A 20309-nucleotide genomic window follows, 5' to 3' on the forward strand; every position below is an offset into this window, starting at 1 on the left:
TTTCGTAATCCTATGCTTTTCACTTTTATCTTTTTCATGTAATTATTTAATCCTTTCAAAAACTATTTTATTCTCCCCGCTCCAATTAGATGGGACTGCCAGTATGATTCTGTTAAGTCTGCATAACCAATGGGATCTCCTGCATGATACATTCGATTATTTCCTACATAGATGCCTACGTGAGTAACATAATCCGATGTTGCATATGTGGAATGAAAGAAAATCAGATCACCAGGCTTAGCTTCTGACAATGACAAATGTTGCATCACGTCATATTGAGCTTGAGCAGTTCTTGGAAGATTGATCCCTGCTTTGTCAAAACACCATTTTGTGATCCCGCTACAATCGAATGAAGTCTGAGGATTGCTTCCCCCGAAGACATAAGGAAAACCTTGATATTTCAGCGCCTCATCCATAATTGTCTGAACAGTTTCATTATCGAATTTCTCGCTGGTGTTCACCAAGTACTGTTCAACAAGCTTCACATAAAACTGATTTCCATACCCATATCTCCAGCCACCATTTACTGGAATTGCGATTGGATTTTGATAGCTCACTCGTTTCCCACCAGACTTTTCTTTTGAAAACTCTTCCGCCAAGTCATAAGAGTATTTTTTTCCATGAGTCGAGACATAATTAATAAAGCCGCCACCGAAATTATAAGATTGGATGGCTGTATTCAAATCACAACCATGTGTTTCAATTCCTTTTATTAACTCTGAAAAAAACTTACATCCTTGTCGAATGGATTCTTCAGTACTCAATGAATTTGGTGGTAGACCTAAACTTTCCGAACTCTGCATAACATCAGTAACTTTGCCGCCGCTCTCTACCTGCATAATCGCAAGAATAATTTTGACATGTTCTGAAATCCCAAACTCTTTACAATATTTTTCTACAGCATCTTTATGCTTTAGCACTTCTGGAGAGATATTGAGACTTGATATTTCCGATGAATCAGTATTATTTTTACCATCATCACTTGAAAGTGTAATGGCGAAAAGTAGAAGGAATAAAAAAAGAAAGAAGCTGATAAAAGGTGCCGATAATTTTACGACACGTTTCATCTTCTCTTAGCTCCTTTACCTGTTACTCTTCTATTTTTTTCAACCGATGCATTAGTTTTTCGAACTATTTGATTTTCATTTTTCTGTATAACCTCTCGTTTGATTGACTGACCGCTCTCTAATTTCTTCATTTCACTAGGACGAGTTACACGATTATTTTGATTCATAGGAAGAGTTTTCACAGAATTCTGTTTTCCATACTTGTGAGTCTGATTTCCCTTTTTGCTATCTTCACCTTTAGTTGTTTGGCGATCACTAGTTGATTGATTCATCGCTTTCCGATTCGGATTATCTAAAGATCGTGTAGGTGAATTTCTTCGTTTAGAATCTCTTGTTTTCTCAGATACTGGCTCAGCCTGCTTTGTTAATGGCATGGATTCTTTTGGCTTATATTTCGATTGTTTGAATTTCCTTGTTACATCTTGTATTGTCTTTTCTTTTGAATCCTTATTAGGGATAGCTTTCTTTTCAGTTTGTTTCTTTTGCTGATTCATCGCTCTTTCCTCTGATTCTTGAATTCTAGAATTTGATAAAGTTTTTCTCTTCGATTCTTCACCATTTCGAGATAAAGTTGTTTCTTTCCCTTCTGGTCTTTTCTGAGTTTTGTTAGCTTCTGTTTTATTAGATGCTGCTTTTTCTTTTCTACTAAAACCTAGTCCTCGTAATGCAAAACTACCGATAGCCATTTTACGAATTGCTCTTGAGACAGATTGCTTGGGTCTTCGTATGACTCTACTCCCGGTGCTTTGAGAGTCGGAACTATTCAATGCCATCATTCCCATTAAGTCGTTGAGTTTGAAATAAATTCCAGCAAAAACGACAATCTGCATAAAGGCCACGACAAAGAATGGCTGGCTAGCAGTTAATCCGTAAATCATTGCTGATAAAGAAAAAGAGATCGTTAATACTAGCGTGATTCCAGCCCTCATCATGATGACATTAAACAATCTCATAATCGTAGTTTTCATTAGATGACTGAAACTTGGAATCATCGATAGTAAGAAACTTATTGGAAGAAATACGGCGAACACGATAAAGAGAACTTGTGAAAATATCATGATCCCAGTCAATATAAAGACAAACACTGAAATCATGATGTTGAAAATAAAGATGAAGACAGCTACTCCTAACCGATTGATGGTTTTAGTAATCGTCATATTATCGTTCTCTTTTTTATTGATTTCTTCCTTTACAATCTCTATACGATCTTTGCCCTTATTAGCAAATGGGCTGGTAGATTCCAATGACTCTACCCGTTCTTTTCCAACGTTCGTAATATCTGAATCACCATACTGCAAAATCATCCATGGTTGTTTGACCTGAATTTCGAATAACGAATCTCGAATAGCATCCACACTGCTTTTTCCTCTTGATTCTGAATTTGGCATAGTCATTTTTGAACCAATACTGAGTGCCGCACCACTAATATCAGACGAAAAATCATTGATTCGAGAAATATAATTTGGAGAATATGCGATAAAAGCTGATGACAAAGTGAAAATAGTGATAAAACTGAACAATGCACCAAAGGCTTTGCTTGTTTGCCTTTTTATCAACCCTGTATAAGTCACGTAGATTCCCATAATCACAATAAGTAGTAATAGGAAACCTGGATAAAAACCTGTAGACATAAATCCCCGTTGATTAATTCCAGCAAGAGTCTGGATATTTCGCCCAATAGCCTCAGTCGTTTCACTTATAAAATCTAATGAATAGGCTTCTCCGACGAGATATCCGGCCGCGTTGGATAAATAGACACTAATCAACCAGATGAGATTCGTAATACTATAAATGCCATACATGACTGATTTTCCAATCCCATCTCCCCAATTCCATGGAAGCCAATCCCATTTGGAGTCTACGAAATAATCTAACGAGTAATTATCAACTGGGTACTTAGAATAGTTGTTATTGCTATTGATCGTTTCATCAATTAATCCAGTCGCTTGAGCTGTGATTGAGATTACCGACAAAAGAAAAAAGACACTAACTATTCCTAGCAGTATCTTGATCATTCTTTTCCTATTCAATTAATCACCTCCATTAATTGGAGGCCGAGTATCAAAGGCATGGAAAAGATGTTCGAAAATATAATCGAACTGAATTACACCAGTCCTTCCCCAAATATCCTGGAATAGCGCTTGACCGTTCTCAAGATTCCTTAATCGATTTTGATTCCCCTCATCCTCTTTGTCTAAACCGAAGAATTCCAATGTATTCTTAATTTCATTGATATCGGTTGAACGAAATGCAAACTTCATACCAATATTATTCTTCATTTTTTCATCTAATAAATCATTCGCGTTTTGAGTAACGAAGTATACACCTGAGTTCATCGCCCGTCCTTCACGAACTAATTTCATAGAAAGTGTTTTACCTTGTGCCACCTGTAAAAAACTCCACGCCTCATCAAGATCAACTATTTTAAAAATGGATGTATCAGAATGAATGAAATCCAATGCAAAAGTACTAATGACCATCAGCATGGAGACGCTCAACATTTCCAATGTCGTATACTCTTCCATAGTTGTATTCGCGTCAGGTAAAATCAGATCAGCGACTTGGATAACATTCAATTGCTTATCCAAACTAATTGAGTTTTTGGTATTGCCGTCACTGAACAGAAGTTGGGCAAAATCATAATCTACAAACGATTCGACATGATCAGCGATATTATTTGAAACATCAGAATCTTCACTTCTTAGTTCATCTATAACACGTAGCAGACCACGTTGTTCAGATTGAGCTACAGTACGTATAGCCTTTCTAAGCGTTGGGAATTTTTCTCCATCACGAGACGAGATACCGGTCAAGAAGGTCAAGGTGTCAATGGCTAGACTCTCTGAGTCCTTTACATTCTCCAAGATCACAAATGGATCGAGCAAGCCTCTATTTTTTTCTTCGCTCGTGAGATTAATGAGGTTCACTTCTTCTTCGATATGAACCAGATCGTTTTTCCAATTTCCGCGCTCACTTTTTGGATCTAGAATCACAGCCTTACCGCCAAAAAGAACCGCATAGTAAACTAATAGGTTATTAGAGAATGATTTGCCTCCACCTAAACTCCCTAGAAAAGCAGCAGCTAAGGCATTGGTAGTCGTTCCCTTGATTCCCTGAGCAGCAAGATCTGGTTGTATGAACACATTTCTTCCAGTATCAACGTTAAAACCAACATAGATTCCTTCACGTTCACCTAAACCTTGTGTTGCTCCAAAACCCAACGAAGAAATAAAATCACTGGTGACATATTGAATATAGTCATTCATGTACCGTTTTGCTGATGGGATAAATTCACCTTGCAACCCCAACATATCACCAAACGGACGAATCAATTTCACATTGAAATCATCATAAAAATCTCGAACTTCATTACAACGTTTTTTTAGTTCATCTAATGTCGACGCAGAAACTCTTATGACATAGCTCAGTTTATACATTGATTCTTTGGTTTGGTCTAAAACATTTTCCAACTCATTTACAGAATCCAAAGCTTCCACCACATTATTTGTAGTCTCATTCTCACTTTCCCATGCATGGTTATCTAAATCTTTAAGCTCTTTCTTCTTATTTCGAACGGTGGACAAAGCCTTTCTATTCGGAACAACTTCAATATTCATTGATGTATCGATAGGAAAAGAAAACTGTTGCTGCTGGAAATAAAAGAGTTCACTATTTGGAAATTCCAACTCTCCAACGATTGCATTAACTGTAAAGTACGATACATACGTTTCGTTGTCTTCATTGACTAATTTTAAATACCGTTGTTTTTGGTCGATTATGCATCGAGAGGGTTTGATTAAATCAAACTTCTTTATGATTTTCTGTCCCGAGATTTCTTCTGTAGGTAAGTGAAACTCGTAATCTTCATAAGCTATCCCATCTTTCCCGTGAAGATGCTCTAAAATATATCCAAAGTCATTCTTACTAAGTGGACGAAAATTGAACCGCCGTAGCAATTTATTCTCTAACAATTGCTCCAGTTTCTGAAACCGCTCCACTTCTTCACTGCTCATCTGAACAAAATCACCCATGACTTTTGAATTTACACCATGAACAAAATCTTGAATACCTATGACAAACTCATTCCAAATATTTTTAAGATTAACTTCTTGATCATTTAGGATCAACTTAAATCCAACAAAAAAACGATAATCTACCTGATTCTCACCGATCAAGTCAATTAACGCTTCTGTCTGTCCATCAATATGTTGAATCGCAGCTTCTTTCAATTTTCCCTTTACTGCCGCTTTGGACCGTTCTTGAACTTCTTTGATACTCGACTCTGTACTAAATTGAAGCGCATGTATTTTTCCTTCTCTATACTGAGCAATCAATTGTCGAAAATTATCATGAACCTTGTATTTTTCGTCAGGGCTCAAGAAAGAGTAATTGAAGGGAGTCAATTCATAATAAGCGAAACACTCTCCATCATTATTGAAGACTAAATTGTTTTCGATGTACTTAATTGGATAGTCCAATGTTTTCACTCCTAACATAAGTGATACTAAGTTCTTGAGTAACTTGTTGTTCTACTATCTTATTTCCACTAAAAGTTACTTTTGGTGCTGTATAGTACCGATAAATGGATCGAATAAATCCGACTGGTTTCTTACCGTCAAACGATTTTTGAGACATAAACCAAGCAATAAAACCTGGAATTCCCAGATATTTTAATAAGGCACCATCAATCAGTGATAATGGCGGCATATTGGATAAAAAGATGACAAGAAACAGTGACAAGATAAACCATGTCATTTGATTAAAAGTGATTGGAAACGGCAGCTTCAAATCATTGATTGCATAGATTACCTTTTCGACATTCCAGATACTTGTATAGCTCCGTATTTTTTTCATTAAATCACCACTATTCTAAAACGATTTGAATGACTTCCCGGTTATCATCCAGATAGCATCGATAAATCACGAAGGTGTCATAACGAGCAATCCTTTCTTGTAACTCTGGATAGTTCACTGTATGGAACCAAACACCATATTCTTTTTCATCGAATAATTGTTCAGGTGATAGATTTTCACAATTCTCTTTCGCATCTGAAATAATTCGTTGATAAAGTTTTTCTTTGATTTTCTCTTTCAGCAATGGAAAAGACAGCATATTGTCAATCTCATTCTCTAATCGTTCAAAATTTTTGATTTCATAAATGTACATTTTTTCCCTCCAAAAAAGGGCAAATCAGAAAGAGATTTGCCCAAATTACTAACCTATATACTCAAATACGCCATGGGAAGTGACTAAATAATTTCCCTCTATTTCCATATCTCGACCTAATTGAGAATAGTCAAAGTAATATCGTAGATTTTCAGGTAACGATCTTAGTATTCCTGTTTCCTCGATATAATACTCTGCTACATCTTCCATTGACTCACAATCTGAGTAACAAATAATCTCTTCTTTGTGCTCCAGAAAATCTTCGATATCATTAAACCACATACGAATGATTTCATTCATCTCATCATAAATCGACTCTGCTTCAATTTCTTGGAGTTCCTCATAGATTCGATTGAGCCAAAGAATCGAGGAATATTCCTTGATATCAAACGGTAACTCATAATCATGAATGGCGTATTCTTCATATTCACCATTCAACCCTATTTTTTCTTTCACTTCTTCAAAATCAATAGGAAAGGAGAACCATGCTCCTAATAGTTCTCCTTCATTATATTTCCCAAGATTTGCAATATAGACCTGCATATCATCGACAGCAATAGTCATGCTACCCACCAATTACTGTGTTGAAAATTCGCAGTAAAACATCTTTCACTCCAGCTGTGTTGAATACTAATCCAACAGCGATCGCTGCAACAATCAGAAATCCAATCAATTTTGAAAATTCACGTTTAAAGCCTAGATAAACGCCTATTACCGCAATAGCCAATAAAACTAAGGACTGGGCATTACTGGTAAACCAATTGAAGAGATTTTGTCCAAAATTCATCCTAAATTCCTTCTTCCATAATTAGTAAAGTATAATTCTTATATAAACCAACGACCCGCACTGTCTTGATGAAGTTCTAAATACAAAGCAAATGACTCTACTCTTTTTATAGCAACTCTCAGCGGTACTCGATCGCAGTAAACTTTTATAAAACTTTTTCCATTTGGCAAACTCTTTATTTTATAGAAACTATAAACTGCTTCGTTTGTTAAATCCTCTTTTACCCCTTCCAAATATAAAGTTGTGTACTTCCCAATCGTTCGGTAATAAACAAATTGTTCAATACCACAAAGGAAACCGCTTCTCCTAATCCTTCTAGTTAAATTACTTTCTAAGTCGATTCCTCCATCGTCTACGTTTTATTTTAAAATCTCTCTCCGCATGCAATAAATGGCTACGATATTTTCGAAATTGTTTATGGTCCTTTTTCAAAGGGAATCCATAAACATCTAAAAGTGAACCAAAACTAATATGTTTTAACCGCCAATCAAAATAGTCTGTTGAACTTCCACCATATTTACTCATTTCAAATAATTGTAAAAATGTTGGGTCTTCCTCTATTCCGACTAGATAATTTCTGTAAAGATAAATATTAAACAAATAAGGATAGTTCTCTGTTTTAATACTTTGTAATAGAACCTCAATCAACTTCTCTCATGAGTATTTCTTGCAGCATTGCGGTATGTTGTTCAATTATTTTTTCGTGTTTCTCCGTTAAATTTGTATCATTGAGCAGATCATTGATTTTATTGGTATGGTTCTCTTGATCAATCATCAGCAACATTTTCAAAGTCGGCGCAACTTGTCTTCGCAGCCATAACAAAGTACGGCTCAATTCCATCGGCTTGGGTTCCATAGTCAATTTCAGTTTTTCTCTATTTTTACCTATGAAATTTCCCCATGATTCGTCAATCTTCCATTTCGCTTTACGCTTCGTATTCCCAACTTTTAAAAAGACAATATAGGTGTGAATAATATTAAATACAGTCCGTTCGACGTCACGATAAATTAAAAGATCTTGAATTGTATGATAAGCTCGATCATTTTTCAAACGTATTTCGTAACGGTTCTTTACTTCTGCTTCCTCTATAGGAACTCCGCGCTTAATTAACTGTTCGATATTCTTTTCGTAAAAACAGAAGTAGATATCGCTTTTCAAAGAACCGAGATAAAGCGTTGTTCCAACAAATTGATCCTCGGATTCTTCTGCGAATGCTCCTGAACCTAATTCTTGGAAAGAACGAAATTTAGAAGATAACTCTCTTCTTTTGCATTTATCTGCTAAATATGGAATTGATAAAATCCCAACTTTGTCATTAATCGCCAAATCTATCCGTTTGTAAAATACTTTTTCCTTTTCGCACAACATGAAGAAATCGAACCAGCTACGTCCTTGAGCCAGCAATAAACTCTCAAACTCTCGACAACCTTGTCCTTTTAGTTCTATCAGTGTTCCTTTCTCATCTTCTTCCGATGAGATCATTACTTGTATATGACTAAATACGTATTTCGCAATGTAGCCATAGAAAGCATAATCTTCGTAAAGCATGTACTTCATTTTTATTTTCAAGATATCTTCAATCACATGATTGACATCGTGAGTCTCAAATCGAAGCCGCACATAATCAAAAACAAGTTCCAATTCTTTGTTAGGGTTCAATTGTTCTAGTGAGTCCAATATTTTCTTTATCGCTTTATCAGATGGCCGTTCTTTGCCATGTTCAATTTTGCTGATGTATTCTCTGGAGTATCCACTGGAAAGAGCCAATTTACGCTGGGAAATCCCATACTCTTTTCTCTTGTCTATCAATAACTCTTCAAATCTCAATCCATCCCTCCATAATAAAAAAAGTGTGAAGTATTTAATGTCTACTTCACACTTTTATTTCTAAGATAAAGCTTGATAAGTCAAGCTTCTAAGAGATTATTCAGTTATAGATTTGGTATTTACTACCCCCCTAGTTAGATACTGGGGGTTTCCACTTTTAGGGCCGCGCAAGCGCGTCCCTAAAAGAAAGCTAACAGCTCGTCACCCGCGCTGAGGCGCGTTTGCCGGCTGTTGCTTATTATTACTTGCTAGAAATTACAGATAGATTAACACCATAGGTATTAAGTAGATAGGTTTCTGTTCCTGATAAAATCGATAACATATCATCGGTAATTCTCATTTTTGATAATCCAGGTTGAACAATAGTAATCTCTAAAACGGGTTCATAGCCACTTCTAATACGATTTTGTATCTCTTTAAGTTTGCTAATTTCCCCTTTTTCAAATCTGGATACTTGTTGTTTTCCTATTCTGATATGCTCTCTTTTTTTCATCCTATTAATCATCTCATTTGAGTTACCAATCCAATGAACAGATTTTTCTGCTTGTCCGCATACTTCATATAGATCTTTTACTCTACTACCAGGTTTATCTCCATGTGAGAATTTACAATGGAATAATTCGAAGTATACCTTTTTTTCAATAACCTTTATAGCAATAATATCAGCAATTTCCCCCGAATTATCATCGTCAAATATCACTTCATATTCTTCGTCTTTCCTCAATTGTTCGATCATTGAGTACTGAATGGAATTTTTCTTTTTATTCTGAGTTTGAGATTCAACAGTAATATCAACCCTTTTATTTTCCCAATCTAAAGCCGTTATTTTATTCGAATCGAATTGTCGAATATGTTGATTTTTTAAATCAATCCAAACATTTCCCTCAATAATACTATATCTAAAGTCACTTAAAACTCTAAAAACAGGGGGATTAGCTTTGAAAAAATTCAATAATGATTCAGTACGACGATTCTTCTCAATAAATAATCTGTCACCACTTACGTGTTTTATTTTAAAGCCATCTGTATCAACACTAAAAGAAAATGTCTGCTTAATATCATTTCCTACAAAAGAGAACAGTATCTCATCGTTTATTTCATTTACATCTAAGATGAGCTCACATTCATACAGTGAGCTACTATTTTTTTGGTTATCAGTAAATACCTTAATATTATTTTGAGTATCAAACTCTATTTCATCAGGAAAATCTATCCTATATGCTACTGAATTCTTCGGAAGCGACGTTACCACAACAGGTTTCAATACATTTTTTAGAATTTCACTAGTATCAATATCCTCATCCTGAACTTTCCCGATGATATCCTCACACCATTTCATCCAGTAATCAATACTTTCTACCCATCTTGACCAAATTTTCCCCTTATAAGAACATCCAATGCTCACCCTTCCTTTTCCGTTATACCCTGTTCCGAACACATTGGACTTTATTGAAGTTGTTTGAGTAGATTGACTAATTCCTTCAGCAATATCCATGCCAGCAAACATCCTATATCGTATAGGTCCATTAAGAGAAGATTTTAGTCCAACTGTTCCCAACATCAATTGATTTATTCCGGCCAAACATCTAAAAATGTTTTCTCCATTAATTAAAGTCGCTTCTGGGAAAATTTTTTCTACCAGTTTTATTCCCTTCCTTTTTTCATTGAAATTACAAAACACAATATTTTTTTCTTGGTACCAGTAAAAAACATAAAGATTCCAGTTCAATTCTGAAATATTTTGTTGAGTTGTCCAGTTCACAACATCATAGTTTTTCTCAACAATCACCAAAACTTTTTGAGAGTCATTAATAAAACATTTTGTGTTTTCTTCTTCCAAAACTTGAGGCCAATTTTCTGGAAACCATTTTTCACCACTATAGCTATAATTTAGTGTACTAATTTTCAATCTTAATAGGCTCAAATCAATTTCATCAGATTCTGGACCCATAAATTCTTCGATCAATTGTTTTTGCCTTAATTCATCCATGATGTAATCATCAGATTTTACAGAAAGTAAGTTGTTCCAATCAGCATCTTTTTGATACAAATCTTCAATAGCGGAAAACAAATTTTCATCGGCGATATTGGTCACAATTTTTGCATTACCTAATTCATCGGCTTCTCTGGCGAATCTGCCGATAAATTGTAATGTAATTGGTAATGATTTGTATTTATCATGAATAGCAGCAATTTTTAACCTTGGCATATCAATTCCTTCACCAAACATATTTACACACACAACAATTCTAGACTTTAGTTCTGACAAAAGCTCAAGATTCTTTCTCTTTTTTGTTTCACCCATTCCTGAACTCACAATTAGTACCGGATTGTACTGAGGATATTTTTTTTGATAAATATTCTCAAATAATTCTTTTGCACGATCAATGGTACCCGCACGAACCAAAAGAATATGCTCTTTTCCGTCTTCAATATCATTCTCTAATAATTGAATGGATTTATCTGCAATTTTTTCATCTCCCAATTGATCATTGAATTCTTCAATAGGGTAAAACTCAATCTCTTTAAAATATCCTTGTTTTTGTGCATATCTCAATGGAAAATTATAAATAATCTTTCCATCAATTTTCTTTCCATCGTTTCTAAAAGGCGTCGCAGTGAACTGTAATATCCTCTTCTCTTTAAAAAAGCTTCTGACACTAGACCAAGTTGATGCAGCTATATGATGAGCTTCATCAATAATTAGTACATCACATATTGTAGATAAATATTGTTTGTATGCGTCTTGAAATCGAGCTAAAAGTGTCATAGATGTTACTATGATATTAGCCTCTGATACAATTTGTGTTAGGTCCTCCATGTTTTTAGGAGTTGATGCTAGAATAGAAGTGTTAGGCATAAGTGCTTCATCATCTAACATATTGAGTTTACGGAGTATTCCAAGATGTGTAGCTTTATCATAGATTTGTTTTCTAAGCATATTTGACGGCACGACAATTAAAGTCTTTTCTATGGACTCGGATACAATAGTTGAAAACATGGTCTCTGTTTTCCCAGTTCCAGTAGGCATGACAACAGTAGCAATTTCATTTCCTGTAGTCCAGTGGGCTCGAATAGCATTAAGTGCTCCATATTGCGGAATTCTAAGTCCTTTTGCTTCATTAGGAATTTCCTTTTTTTCTCTATAACTTTTTTTCCATGAGTCTGAAATTACCTTATACGGAATAGGTTTTCCCTTTTCATCGTTGGTAAAAATTAATTCATTTTTTCCGATCTTCAACAAAATAACACCTCGTTTGTAAACGTTTTATTTTACTTTAGCATGTTTCTTAATCACTCACAAATAAAGTTTGAAAATGATCTGGTTTACAATTGAAATGTTATTGAGGAATTGTCTAAAATCGAAACTTTCATTGAATTTCTATTTTCACGTTAATCTTGAATCGAAACTTTCAATATGAATTTTATTATTCATCAAAAATTACCAAAGTATCCATCAATCCCATTAGAAGACAATGTATTTTTCAAATCAGTTACTGCAATCTTATCTGATCGGTTCTCTGCCTGATCAGCAATAGAACCCAATCGTTTCAGTAAATCAGCAAAATGAATCTCTTCGTCTGGATCTTCACTTTCATCACGAATTCCACATTTTTTTACAGTCCACCCTAGATCGTATAACCTCTCTTGTAACACTTCATCATCGGTTTCTTTCGCCATATCATAAAGAATGCCAATTAATTCCTCGTAACCCATGCGTAGTTTCTCCTCCTCTTTTTAATTGAATGCATGTAACGCGATTTGATATACGACTTCTTGTGCTACGCTATTTCCAGCTTGTTTATACAATTGATAAGATGACACTACTTTAGCTGCTCTTTCATAAGCCCAATCAGGAAAGCTCTGCAATCTCCAACATTCTTTCGGTGTTAGTTTTCGTATTCGAAGTTCATCAGTCACAATTCCTTGGGAATCACCTGTTACGATTGTATTAGAAATTTGTTTACCAACACGACCACGCCTATTTTGTGAAGTTGGGAAAGCTAAATTGACACTATCCCCAGGCTTAGCTTCACTAAAGCCTTTCTTCGTTGCTTCTCGAATAAAAAGAGACCGTTCTCCTGTTTCAGAAAGAACCGCCTTTACATTTTGATTTCTATTCAATTTTTCGAGATTGTTTTTCGATAGCAATACTTTTGGACCTTCACCATTTCCGCTTGTTAAAGTTGGACTTAACCCTTCACTATAATAAACTTTACCACCCATTCCTCGTTCACTTGGGTTCACATTTCCAGCGACCATGATTTTGGGTTCTTCTCGAGTAGTAATCGTTGGTGAAATTCCTGCGATATCATAAAAACGATTTGGATTATCAAACCCAGCAATTTCTTTAGTCTTCTCAGCATCATTGATTCTCTTTATATTGTTCGAAGTAGTTGCTCGGTCTTTTCTTTCGACAGGAAATACTTCTGATCGACCGTATCCTCTAAGACTTGCGATAATGAAGGTACGCTCTCGGTTTTGCGGAATTCCAAACCACTTATTGTTACATACACACCATTCCGCATCATACCCCAGTTCATCAAGCGCGGCGAGGATTGTTCTAAAAGTATTCCCTTTGTCGTGACTGAGTAGCCCTTTGACATTTTCAAGAAATAAAAACCGAGGTTGGATTTGTTTGGCCGCTCTGGCAATTTCGAAGAACATTGTTCCTCTAGTGTCCTCAAAGCCTCGACGTTTGCCGGCGACACTGAAAGCTTGGCAAGGGAATCCTCCACAAATAATGTCAACTTTTCCACGTAACTCCTTCCATTCTTCATTTGTTATATGAGTGATGTCATGTCGTGTCCACTCGTTCTTCACTTGATGAATTGCTTCATAGCTTTTTCTTGCGTATTTATCCCACTCAACAAAACCTACACAAGTATGTCCAGCCCTCTCCATCCCGAAACGAAATCCCCCGACACCAGCAAATAAATCAATAAATCGTATAATCTTCTCTCCTATTCTTCTTTTAGTTCAATTTCACTATTCCGTTTCTGAAAAATATTTCCTATCGTCAAAATGAAATCATGATCTTTTGAGACCAATGGCGTATAAAACTCACTAATTACACTGTTCCCAGAATCAACATATCCTCTTCCACGAATTCTCTTTTGAAAAAAATCTTTATCCGTCTCACCGAACATCATCCCGAATCCTAGCTCACTCATTCGACCAAGCGCTACACGAAACATAAACTGATCACGAATTCCATCACCTAAATATTTCGCGTCTGGTCTTTGACAAGAAAGAATAATAAAGAATCCCATTTGTCGACCTAGCATAACGATTTGTTTGATCTTATTCATTACTTCTCCGCTTTCGCGTCCGATCATATCCATAAACGCCACATACTCATCAAAGATCAAAAAATGTGGCTCAAGTCCTAAATAGGCATAGTTCTCTCCTGTTTTATAGCCATCCATCTGTTTCATCGTTTCTGTCCGTTCCAGCATTTGTTCATAGAACATATTTAAACACTGAATCATCTCATCTTTTCGATAATAAACATTTGGCAATATTTGTGCTAAGTCAGCTAAATCTGAATTTTTCGGGTCCAATATATATAGCTCAGCATTTGTTTGAAGTAATGTCTCAATTAGAGTCAAAATAAAATAGGATTTCCCGCCACCGGTTCCTCCTGCAATCAACATATGCGGTAACTGATCGTAACTCCAATACACGTCTTTCATCAATCGCAGTTGCCCATTTTCAGCTCTTACATCATCAATACTTATTCGATTAGAAATCGTATCGTAGAGCAGTGTATACACGACAAATGAATCCTCTAACTCTTTTTCTACTAACTCACAAAACAAGCCGCTCTCCAATTTCTTTTCTAAATGCAGAAGCTGATCTTGGTAACTATTCAATGAAATCTCTACAGAAATAGTCAGATAGCCATTTTTCATTCGATAATAAATTTTAGGAAAATAGGTAATCTTATCAACATTGCGATTGGAAGATAAATCTTTAAAGAAACTCTCTTTACTCACTGACTCAATTTCGTACCAATGATTTTGCAAAATCATTTGTGTGATCTTTTGTCGATGTAACAACTGTCTATGCCAATCTGGGAAAGACACAAAGATGACATAATCAACTGTCAAACACACGAGTACCGAAATCATCAGCATGATTAGACAAGTTCCTATTTCTATTTTTCCAAATGTTTGGTTCAACTTTTCTAGAAGGCTTCCTGAATAATCAGGAAATGCAAGGAGGTCTTTTCGTAAAAAAATCCCCATAATCAAAATGAAAATGGGGATACTGAGACTCATATACGTTTGGAATACCAAATGGTTATCTTTTGGTCGAATCTTCTTTCCTCGGAACTTCACGTAATTAAAGGGATTGAATCGTTGAAATATACTGATCATCGATTCAACCCAAAAAAGTAGTGTGCTTTTACTGAGAAAGCCTGACTAGTCTTATCTCTACTTGCATTTCCTAGAGCAAATTTGATTCTCTCTTGCTCATACAGTGATTTCAAACCCATTATTGTTTTTCTTTCTGACCTCGTTCTTGATTCACTTTTCTAGCAGGGATGATATCCGCACATTTGATATACCAATCTACATCCGCTCCTCGGAATGTCGCATTTGCTACTGTATCAACCACTGGATCAACTAAAGTAACTTCTTCATTATAAGAAAACTCTTTTAAATCAACACTAGCAGGAACACTTACTTGAATCATTTGTTGTTGACCTGAACTCTTCAAGTCATAGGTTCTCTCTTTTACTTGTTCTGTTACCTCACCATCATCTCCGGTAATAAATACTTCTCGCCGCAACGCTGAGAATTTTAAAATACCGAATGTCTTTTCATTATCTACTACAATTCCTTCTGCTAATCTCATTCTTTTTTATCTTCCCTTCTTTAGGCTTTAGTAATGGTATCTGCAGTTAGAACATAATTGGTAAATCCACTATCACCAATTGAATAACCAACCGCGGAAAGCTTAGGATCAACCAACTTCACTTGCGTTTCATACTCTAAGTCGATTTCACCCGCAATCGCTGGGAGTGTAACCATCACTTGATCCGCTTTCTGAACAGAGGAGTAAAGGTGATACGTTCGAGAGATAACTTTCATTCTGCCATCTTCACGACGAGTTTCAACAGACGCCTCTCCTGCGAACTCCAAAATACCGAATGTTTTTTCCATGTTTGGAATGATTTGTTTTAAATCCATTTTTTTACCTCGCTTATTTTTCTTTCAACTCTAACCACCGTCTTGATTTCTCATAAGTAAAATCAACGGTTAATATAAATCTGTTTTCCCTGTATTCTATTTGTTTAATTATGAAACTTCTGAAAATATGTTGCTTCCTACTAGTTTGGTCTGGAGAGAAGCAGGCCCACAATAAGTCTTTTTTGTGTACGTGAACAACATTACTTTCCTTAAAAACTTTATTGATGAGTTTTCTACGATCTTCAGTGTGGTAAGCGGAAACTAGTAGGCTTTTTCGCACAATACTTAGAATATCAACAGTGCGATCAAGAATCTCAAATAGTTCTAGTTGTATTCTTTTATCATCGATAAACCGGATTTCGTATAACCTAGTCATCAGATTCCTCCGACAAAGATATTTAAACAATTTGCTTTGCTATTCTTCTGTGCCGTACAAAACACTAAACCGATCTTCTACTTTTTGATCCAAAATAATACTCCAGAAAGTATCATGAAGATTAGGGTTAGCGGCATCAAAACCGAAAATTTCATATGTTCATTCTTTGAATTGTTTTTTATCAAAATAATCCTCCCTTATTCCTTTGAAGTCTTGCGAAGAAAAAAGATTGTCCCGACTACAGAAATCAAAATTAAACCAATGATTATAAATACTGACTTCATTTTCTCACCAGTTTGCGGAAGATTTTTACCTGTTTCTACTGTTGGTGTAGGAGTAGGTAATGAAGAGGATACATCCTCAGAAGTCTCGGAAGAGCTTGATTCTTTTGTCTCTGATGATTCCATTGGTACTTCTGGCTCTTCTTTTTCAATGGGATATAAAGTCTGACTCTTTTCATCTAGGTCTTCGTTGTGTGTAGCATTCACTTCCTTATCTTTGTCGTAATTGATTTCCTTGAAAGTGAATAGGGTACCTTTAGGATATTTTCCAGTATCAACTTTTTCTGTAACGATAGTTTTAGTGAACTTCTCATCATTCACTACATAATCAATAAATCCAGATTTCCAAACCTCTTCGGTTTCTCCATTCGGAAAAATTGCCACTAAGATTGTTTCAAATACTTCCTGTGTTCCATCAATTTCACTATGAGTGATTTCAACATCATCATACATAGCCAATACATCACCATGAGTAAATGTTTGCCCCTCTTCTTCCAGGTGAGCCTTGGTTTTGATTTTCACCATATTATCAATTTTTACTTTTAACGTTTGTGCTTGGTTTTCCAGATTGTCATCAACAGCCACAGGATCTTCCCCATTCTTAAAGGCTGCTTCATCTTCATATAAAGAATTGAACAAAACTAAGGTTTTTCCATTAGCTTTTATTGGATCAAGCTTTTGTTCAACTTCCCATGCTCCACTTTTCGTCTTATTCTTTTGAGTTGTGACTATCTCTTCTAAAATAATTGGTTTTGCATTGCTATCTTTTTCCAATGCCGCCTTAGTTTGCTCTACATCCACTACTTGCGAAACTAAATACCAATCATTTTTTATTTGGTTCAACTTGTAGCTTACAGTATCTACTATTCTCCCTTTAGAGAAATCCATTAACACCTTCTCTTCATTGATCCAAGTAGCTAATGAAGTTAACTGGTTCTTTTCAACTGGTAAGTCATAGAGCATTAAGCGGTTCAAGCTGACAGAGAAGGCTTGATTCGTTAGTTTTTCATAAGGGATCTTTACAATCTTGATTGGTTCCTTTTGATTTACTTCTGTCATAGTGAAAATATATTGGCTTTGTTTATAGTCTTCCTTGTTTTCTTCCAAACGACTACGGATTTCGAGTGGCTCGATTTTTTGGAACCCTTTTGGCGCATCAATTTCTTCAAACAAATAATCACCGATAGGAATATTCTCAAATTTCCCGTAACCGTCAAAACCTAATCCCTCGTGATACTGAGTTTTAACCGTATCTTCAGCACCAGTGATTTCTTTTGTTCCATCTAATGGCGTTAACTTAAACTCTAAATCATTGAATCCAGCGCTTGCTGAACCATTACTAGAATTGGCAAACTTGAAGAAATCAAATCCAAAACGGATGACTTGTTCTTTAGCTTCAACATTTTCAATAACCACTGAATTTGCTGGAGCATCATCCTTTTTCTTGATTTCAAATTGATACTTGGTTTGATCTTCCGTATAGCCTATAGGTGCTCTTGTCTCTTTCCAAAAATATTTTCCAACAGCGAGATGTTTCAGTCCTACTTGACGATTTTCATCAATCACGAGTGAAACCGCATCTTTTTCAACTGGATTATCAGATAATCTTCCTTTTAATAGAACTGGTTTGAAAGAAGCATCCCATTTCACTGGATCACCTAATTTATGATCAGAGATATTTTCACCGTAGAATAGAGTATATTCAGCTCCTTCGAAAACTGCTGACCCTTGCGTTTCCTTATGAGTATCCTTATCAACTTTTGTCAAAGTAGACTCACCAGTGATTTCTTGATTAGTTCCTTTCAACGACTCGACTATCAATGACACCGTTTGATTCTTGTAATTCAATTCCACTTTTTGGGGTTTGAATGTACTCACAAAGCCACTGCTGGCTTTACTCTCGACAACATAGTATGTCCCGAGCTCTAGTGCATTATCATTAGATTTTGACGTTTCAGCATGACCTTTTTCATCAGTAACAATTGATTGGATAATAGGTCCATCTAATGCGTCTTTACGAATATCGAAGTGGTTCCCAGCCAAAGAATAATGATCATTCCAAAATGAAGTGTTCGTTTCCTGACCAGTTTTATCCAATAAAATCTGTCCTTTAGCACGAAAATTTCTTGATGTTACTTCAATTGTTTCACCAGCTTTGATAACTGCTTTTAATGGATTCTCATCAATGACATACGGAGCAGGAACAGATTTTTCCTTAATGATTACTGTCGTACCATGCGGAATATCTGAAAAAGTGCCAGTACCATCTTTTCCTGTCGTTAATTCCCCATTTGGTCGAGTTCCTTGGAAGTCGAGACTAAAGGTTGTGCCAGGAACTAAATTCCCTGATTCTTTGTCTCGTTTAACAATTTTTACTTTCCCATTTTTTTCTACATTGATTTTAACCGTAAACTGATTCGTTTGATCAATTGCTCCAGCCATAACGGTTTGTTCTCCTGCTTTTTTATAAGCTACTGGAGTTCCTGCATGAGTAGACTTCTCAAAAACTAACTCCCCACTCGTTTTAGATCCTTCATTAGGAGTGATAATCAACTGATTACCATTAATTTTGTACTCTACATTTGCAGTGTTTTTCACCAAGCGGTCAAAGCTAGCTAAATTACTATTATTCTGATCGTTTAAAGTTAAGGATTTTCCAAGATCAATGTTCATAGAAGTTTTGTCAAAACTAGGTTTCTTCTGATAATCAGAAATCACTTGATTGATTTTATTTTGAATTCCTGTTAAATCAATCGCAGTATTAGTAGTCAAGTTCGTACTCTCTGTGATTGAGTAATTGTTGACTTCGTTCCAGATCATCGTTTGAGCTGCCATTCTCGTATCTGAATTATTACCAGCCTCACTCCATAATGCAGCAATAAGTTTAGCCTTTTGTGACATGTTCGGGAGCGGATTCTTAACAAAACCTACACTAGAAGGTCCATAAATAGGAACTCCTGGTTCGATACAAAATAATGGGGTACGACTTCCTCCCGATACAGCAAACAAGGGAGACGAGATTGTTTCAAAACTTTCACCATTTGCTTTTTTGCCGCGCATCCTATAGTTCACACTCGTATCATATTCAACCGATACCTGTTCAGGATGATTAATGTTAGCTTGAGCAATCGTTGGTAAAACTAATGAAGCGAATAATTGAATAACCATAAATGCGATCATTCCTATTCGTAAATTATGTTTTTTTGTTTTTTTCATTTTTTGTCCTTTCCTCAATTTTTATTGCTACTGATTTACGATGTGTTTGGCTTCTAATTTTTACTATCATTTTTTTATTTAGTTTGAATCAGCCAGCTAAATATCTAATCGTAAAAACAAAAAGAGTACATTCTTTTTATTGAATGTACTCATAAAGAATATTCGATTTTTAGTTTTTCGTTAGTAGCTAACTGTACTTTTTTCTCCTTTAAAACACTGTATTTACGCGTTTCTGTAGATCACAAAAAAGAAATCAGATATTTTCAAAGAAAAAAACTTAACAATCAAAAGTCCCTCTAGCCCTTTATTCCCAACGGTTACAGCGATTTTTTCTCTGGTAGAAAACTGTGGTAGAAAAAGTCGTGAAAACGCTTTATTTTGCCTTTCG

Annotated in this window: 16 protein-coding genes; all 16 read right to left on the minus strand. The window is 35.5% G+C overall.

The features are described 5' to 3' along the window. Nucleotides 1–62 precede the first annotated feature (62 nt). Nucleotides 63–1067 (minus strand): bifunctional lytic transglycosylase/C40 family peptidase, encoded by a 1005-nt coding sequence (locus IGI52_RS08255; protein WP_438781011.1) that lies wholly within the window; start codon nt 1065–1067, stop codon nt 63–65. Then, complete coding sequence (locus IGI52_RS08260; RefSeq protein ID WP_438782238.1) at nt 1064–3082, minus strand: CD3337/EF1877 family mobilome membrane protein; 2019 nt, start codon at nt 3080–3082, stop codon at nt 1064–1066. Before IGI52_RS08260 ends, IGI52_RS08255 begins: the two co-directional genes overlap by 4 nt. 15 nt (nt 3083–3097) lie before the next feature. Next, nucleotides 3098–5545 carry an ATP-binding protein gene (locus tag IGI52_RS08265; RefSeq protein WP_438781012.1) on the minus strand — a complete coding sequence of 816 codons (2448 nt, stop codon included), beginning with the start codon at nt 5543–5545 and terminating at the stop codon, nt 3098–3100. Then, on the minus strand, nt 5529–5921 hold the full coding sequence (locus IGI52_RS08270) for a conjugal transfer protein (protein WP_438781014.1): 393 nt from the start codon (nt 5919–5921) through the stop codon (nt 5529–5531). Before IGI52_RS08270 ends, IGI52_RS08265 begins: the two co-directional genes overlap by 17 nt. Nucleotides 5922–5931: 10 nt before the next feature. After that, nucleotides 5932–6234, minus strand: a complete 303-nt coding sequence (locus IGI52_RS08275) for a hypothetical protein (protein ID WP_438781015.1) — start codon at nt 6232–6234, stop codon at nt 5932–5934. A gap of 48 nt (nt 6235–6282) precedes the next feature. After that, nucleotides 6283–6798, minus strand: coding sequence for an antirestriction protein ArdA (locus IGI52_RS08280; RefSeq protein WP_438781016.1), 516 nt, complete (start codon nt 6796–6798; stop codon nt 6283–6285). Between the two features lies 1 nt (nt 6799). Continuing rightward, nucleotides 6800–7021 carry a hypothetical protein gene (locus IGI52_RS08285; RefSeq protein ID WP_316403828.1) on the minus strand — a complete coding sequence of 74 codons (222 nt, stop codon included), beginning with the start codon at nt 7019–7021 and terminating at the stop codon, nt 6800–6802. Between the two features lie 640 nt (nt 7022–7661). Continuing rightward, nucleotides 7662–8849 carry a replication initiation factor domain-containing protein gene (locus IGI52_RS08290; protein WP_438781018.1) on the minus strand — a complete coding sequence of 396 codons (1188 nt, stop codon included), beginning with the start codon at nt 8847–8849 and terminating at the stop codon, nt 7662–7664. A gap of 241 nt (nt 8850–9090) precedes the next feature. After that, nucleotides 9091–12093: a DEAD/DEAH box helicase gene (locus IGI52_RS08295; RefSeq protein ID WP_438781019.1), complete on the minus strand. Its 3003-nt coding sequence runs from the start codon at nt 12091–12093 to the stop codon at nt 9091–9093. Between the two features lie 191 nt (nt 12094–12284). Continuing rightward, nucleotides 12285–12566 (minus strand): hypothetical protein, encoded by a 282-nt coding sequence (locus IGI52_RS08300; RefSeq protein WP_438781020.1) that lies wholly within the window; start codon nt 12564–12566, stop codon nt 12285–12287. Nucleotides 12567–12587: 21 nt separating this feature from the next. Beyond that, nucleotides 12588–13802: a DNA cytosine methyltransferase gene (locus tag IGI52_RS08305; protein ID WP_438782239.1), complete on the minus strand. Its 1215-nt coding sequence runs from the start codon at nt 13800–13802 to the stop codon at nt 12588–12590. 11 nt (nt 13803–13813) lie between these two features. Continuing rightward, complete coding sequence (locus tag IGI52_RS08310) at nt 13814–15193, minus strand: FtsK/SpoIIIE domain-containing protein (RefSeq protein WP_438782240.1); 1380 nt, start codon at nt 15191–15193, stop codon at nt 13814–13816. Between the two features lie 157 nt (nt 15194–15350). Continuing rightward, nucleotides 15351–15713, minus strand: coding sequence for a YdcP family protein (locus IGI52_RS08315; RefSeq protein ID WP_438781022.1), 363 nt, complete (start codon nt 15711–15713; stop codon nt 15351–15353). 20 nt (nt 15714–15733) lie between these two features. Continuing rightward, nucleotides 15734–16048, minus strand: coding sequence for a YdcP family protein (locus IGI52_RS08320; protein ID WP_438781024.1), 315 nt, complete (start codon nt 16046–16048; stop codon nt 15734–15736). Nucleotides 16049–16061: 13 nt separating this feature from the next. Then, nucleotides 16062–16424, minus strand: coding sequence for a hypothetical protein (locus tag IGI52_RS08325; RefSeq protein WP_438781025.1), 363 nt, complete (start codon nt 16422–16424; stop codon nt 16062–16064). Between the two features lie 197 nt (nt 16425–16621). Beyond that, nucleotides 16622–19921: an MSCRAMM family collagen-binding adhesin EcbA gene (ecbA, locus tag IGI52_RS08330; protein ID WP_438781026.1), complete on the minus strand. Its 3300-nt coding sequence runs from the start codon at nt 19919–19921 to the stop codon at nt 16622–16624. Between the last annotated feature and the right edge of the window lie 388 nt (nt 19922–20309).

Source organism: Enterococcus sp. DIV0187, from assembly GCF_051713785.1.
Lineage (GTDB): Bacteria > Bacillota > Bacilli > Lactobacillales > Enterococcaceae > Enterococcus_A > Enterococcus_A avium.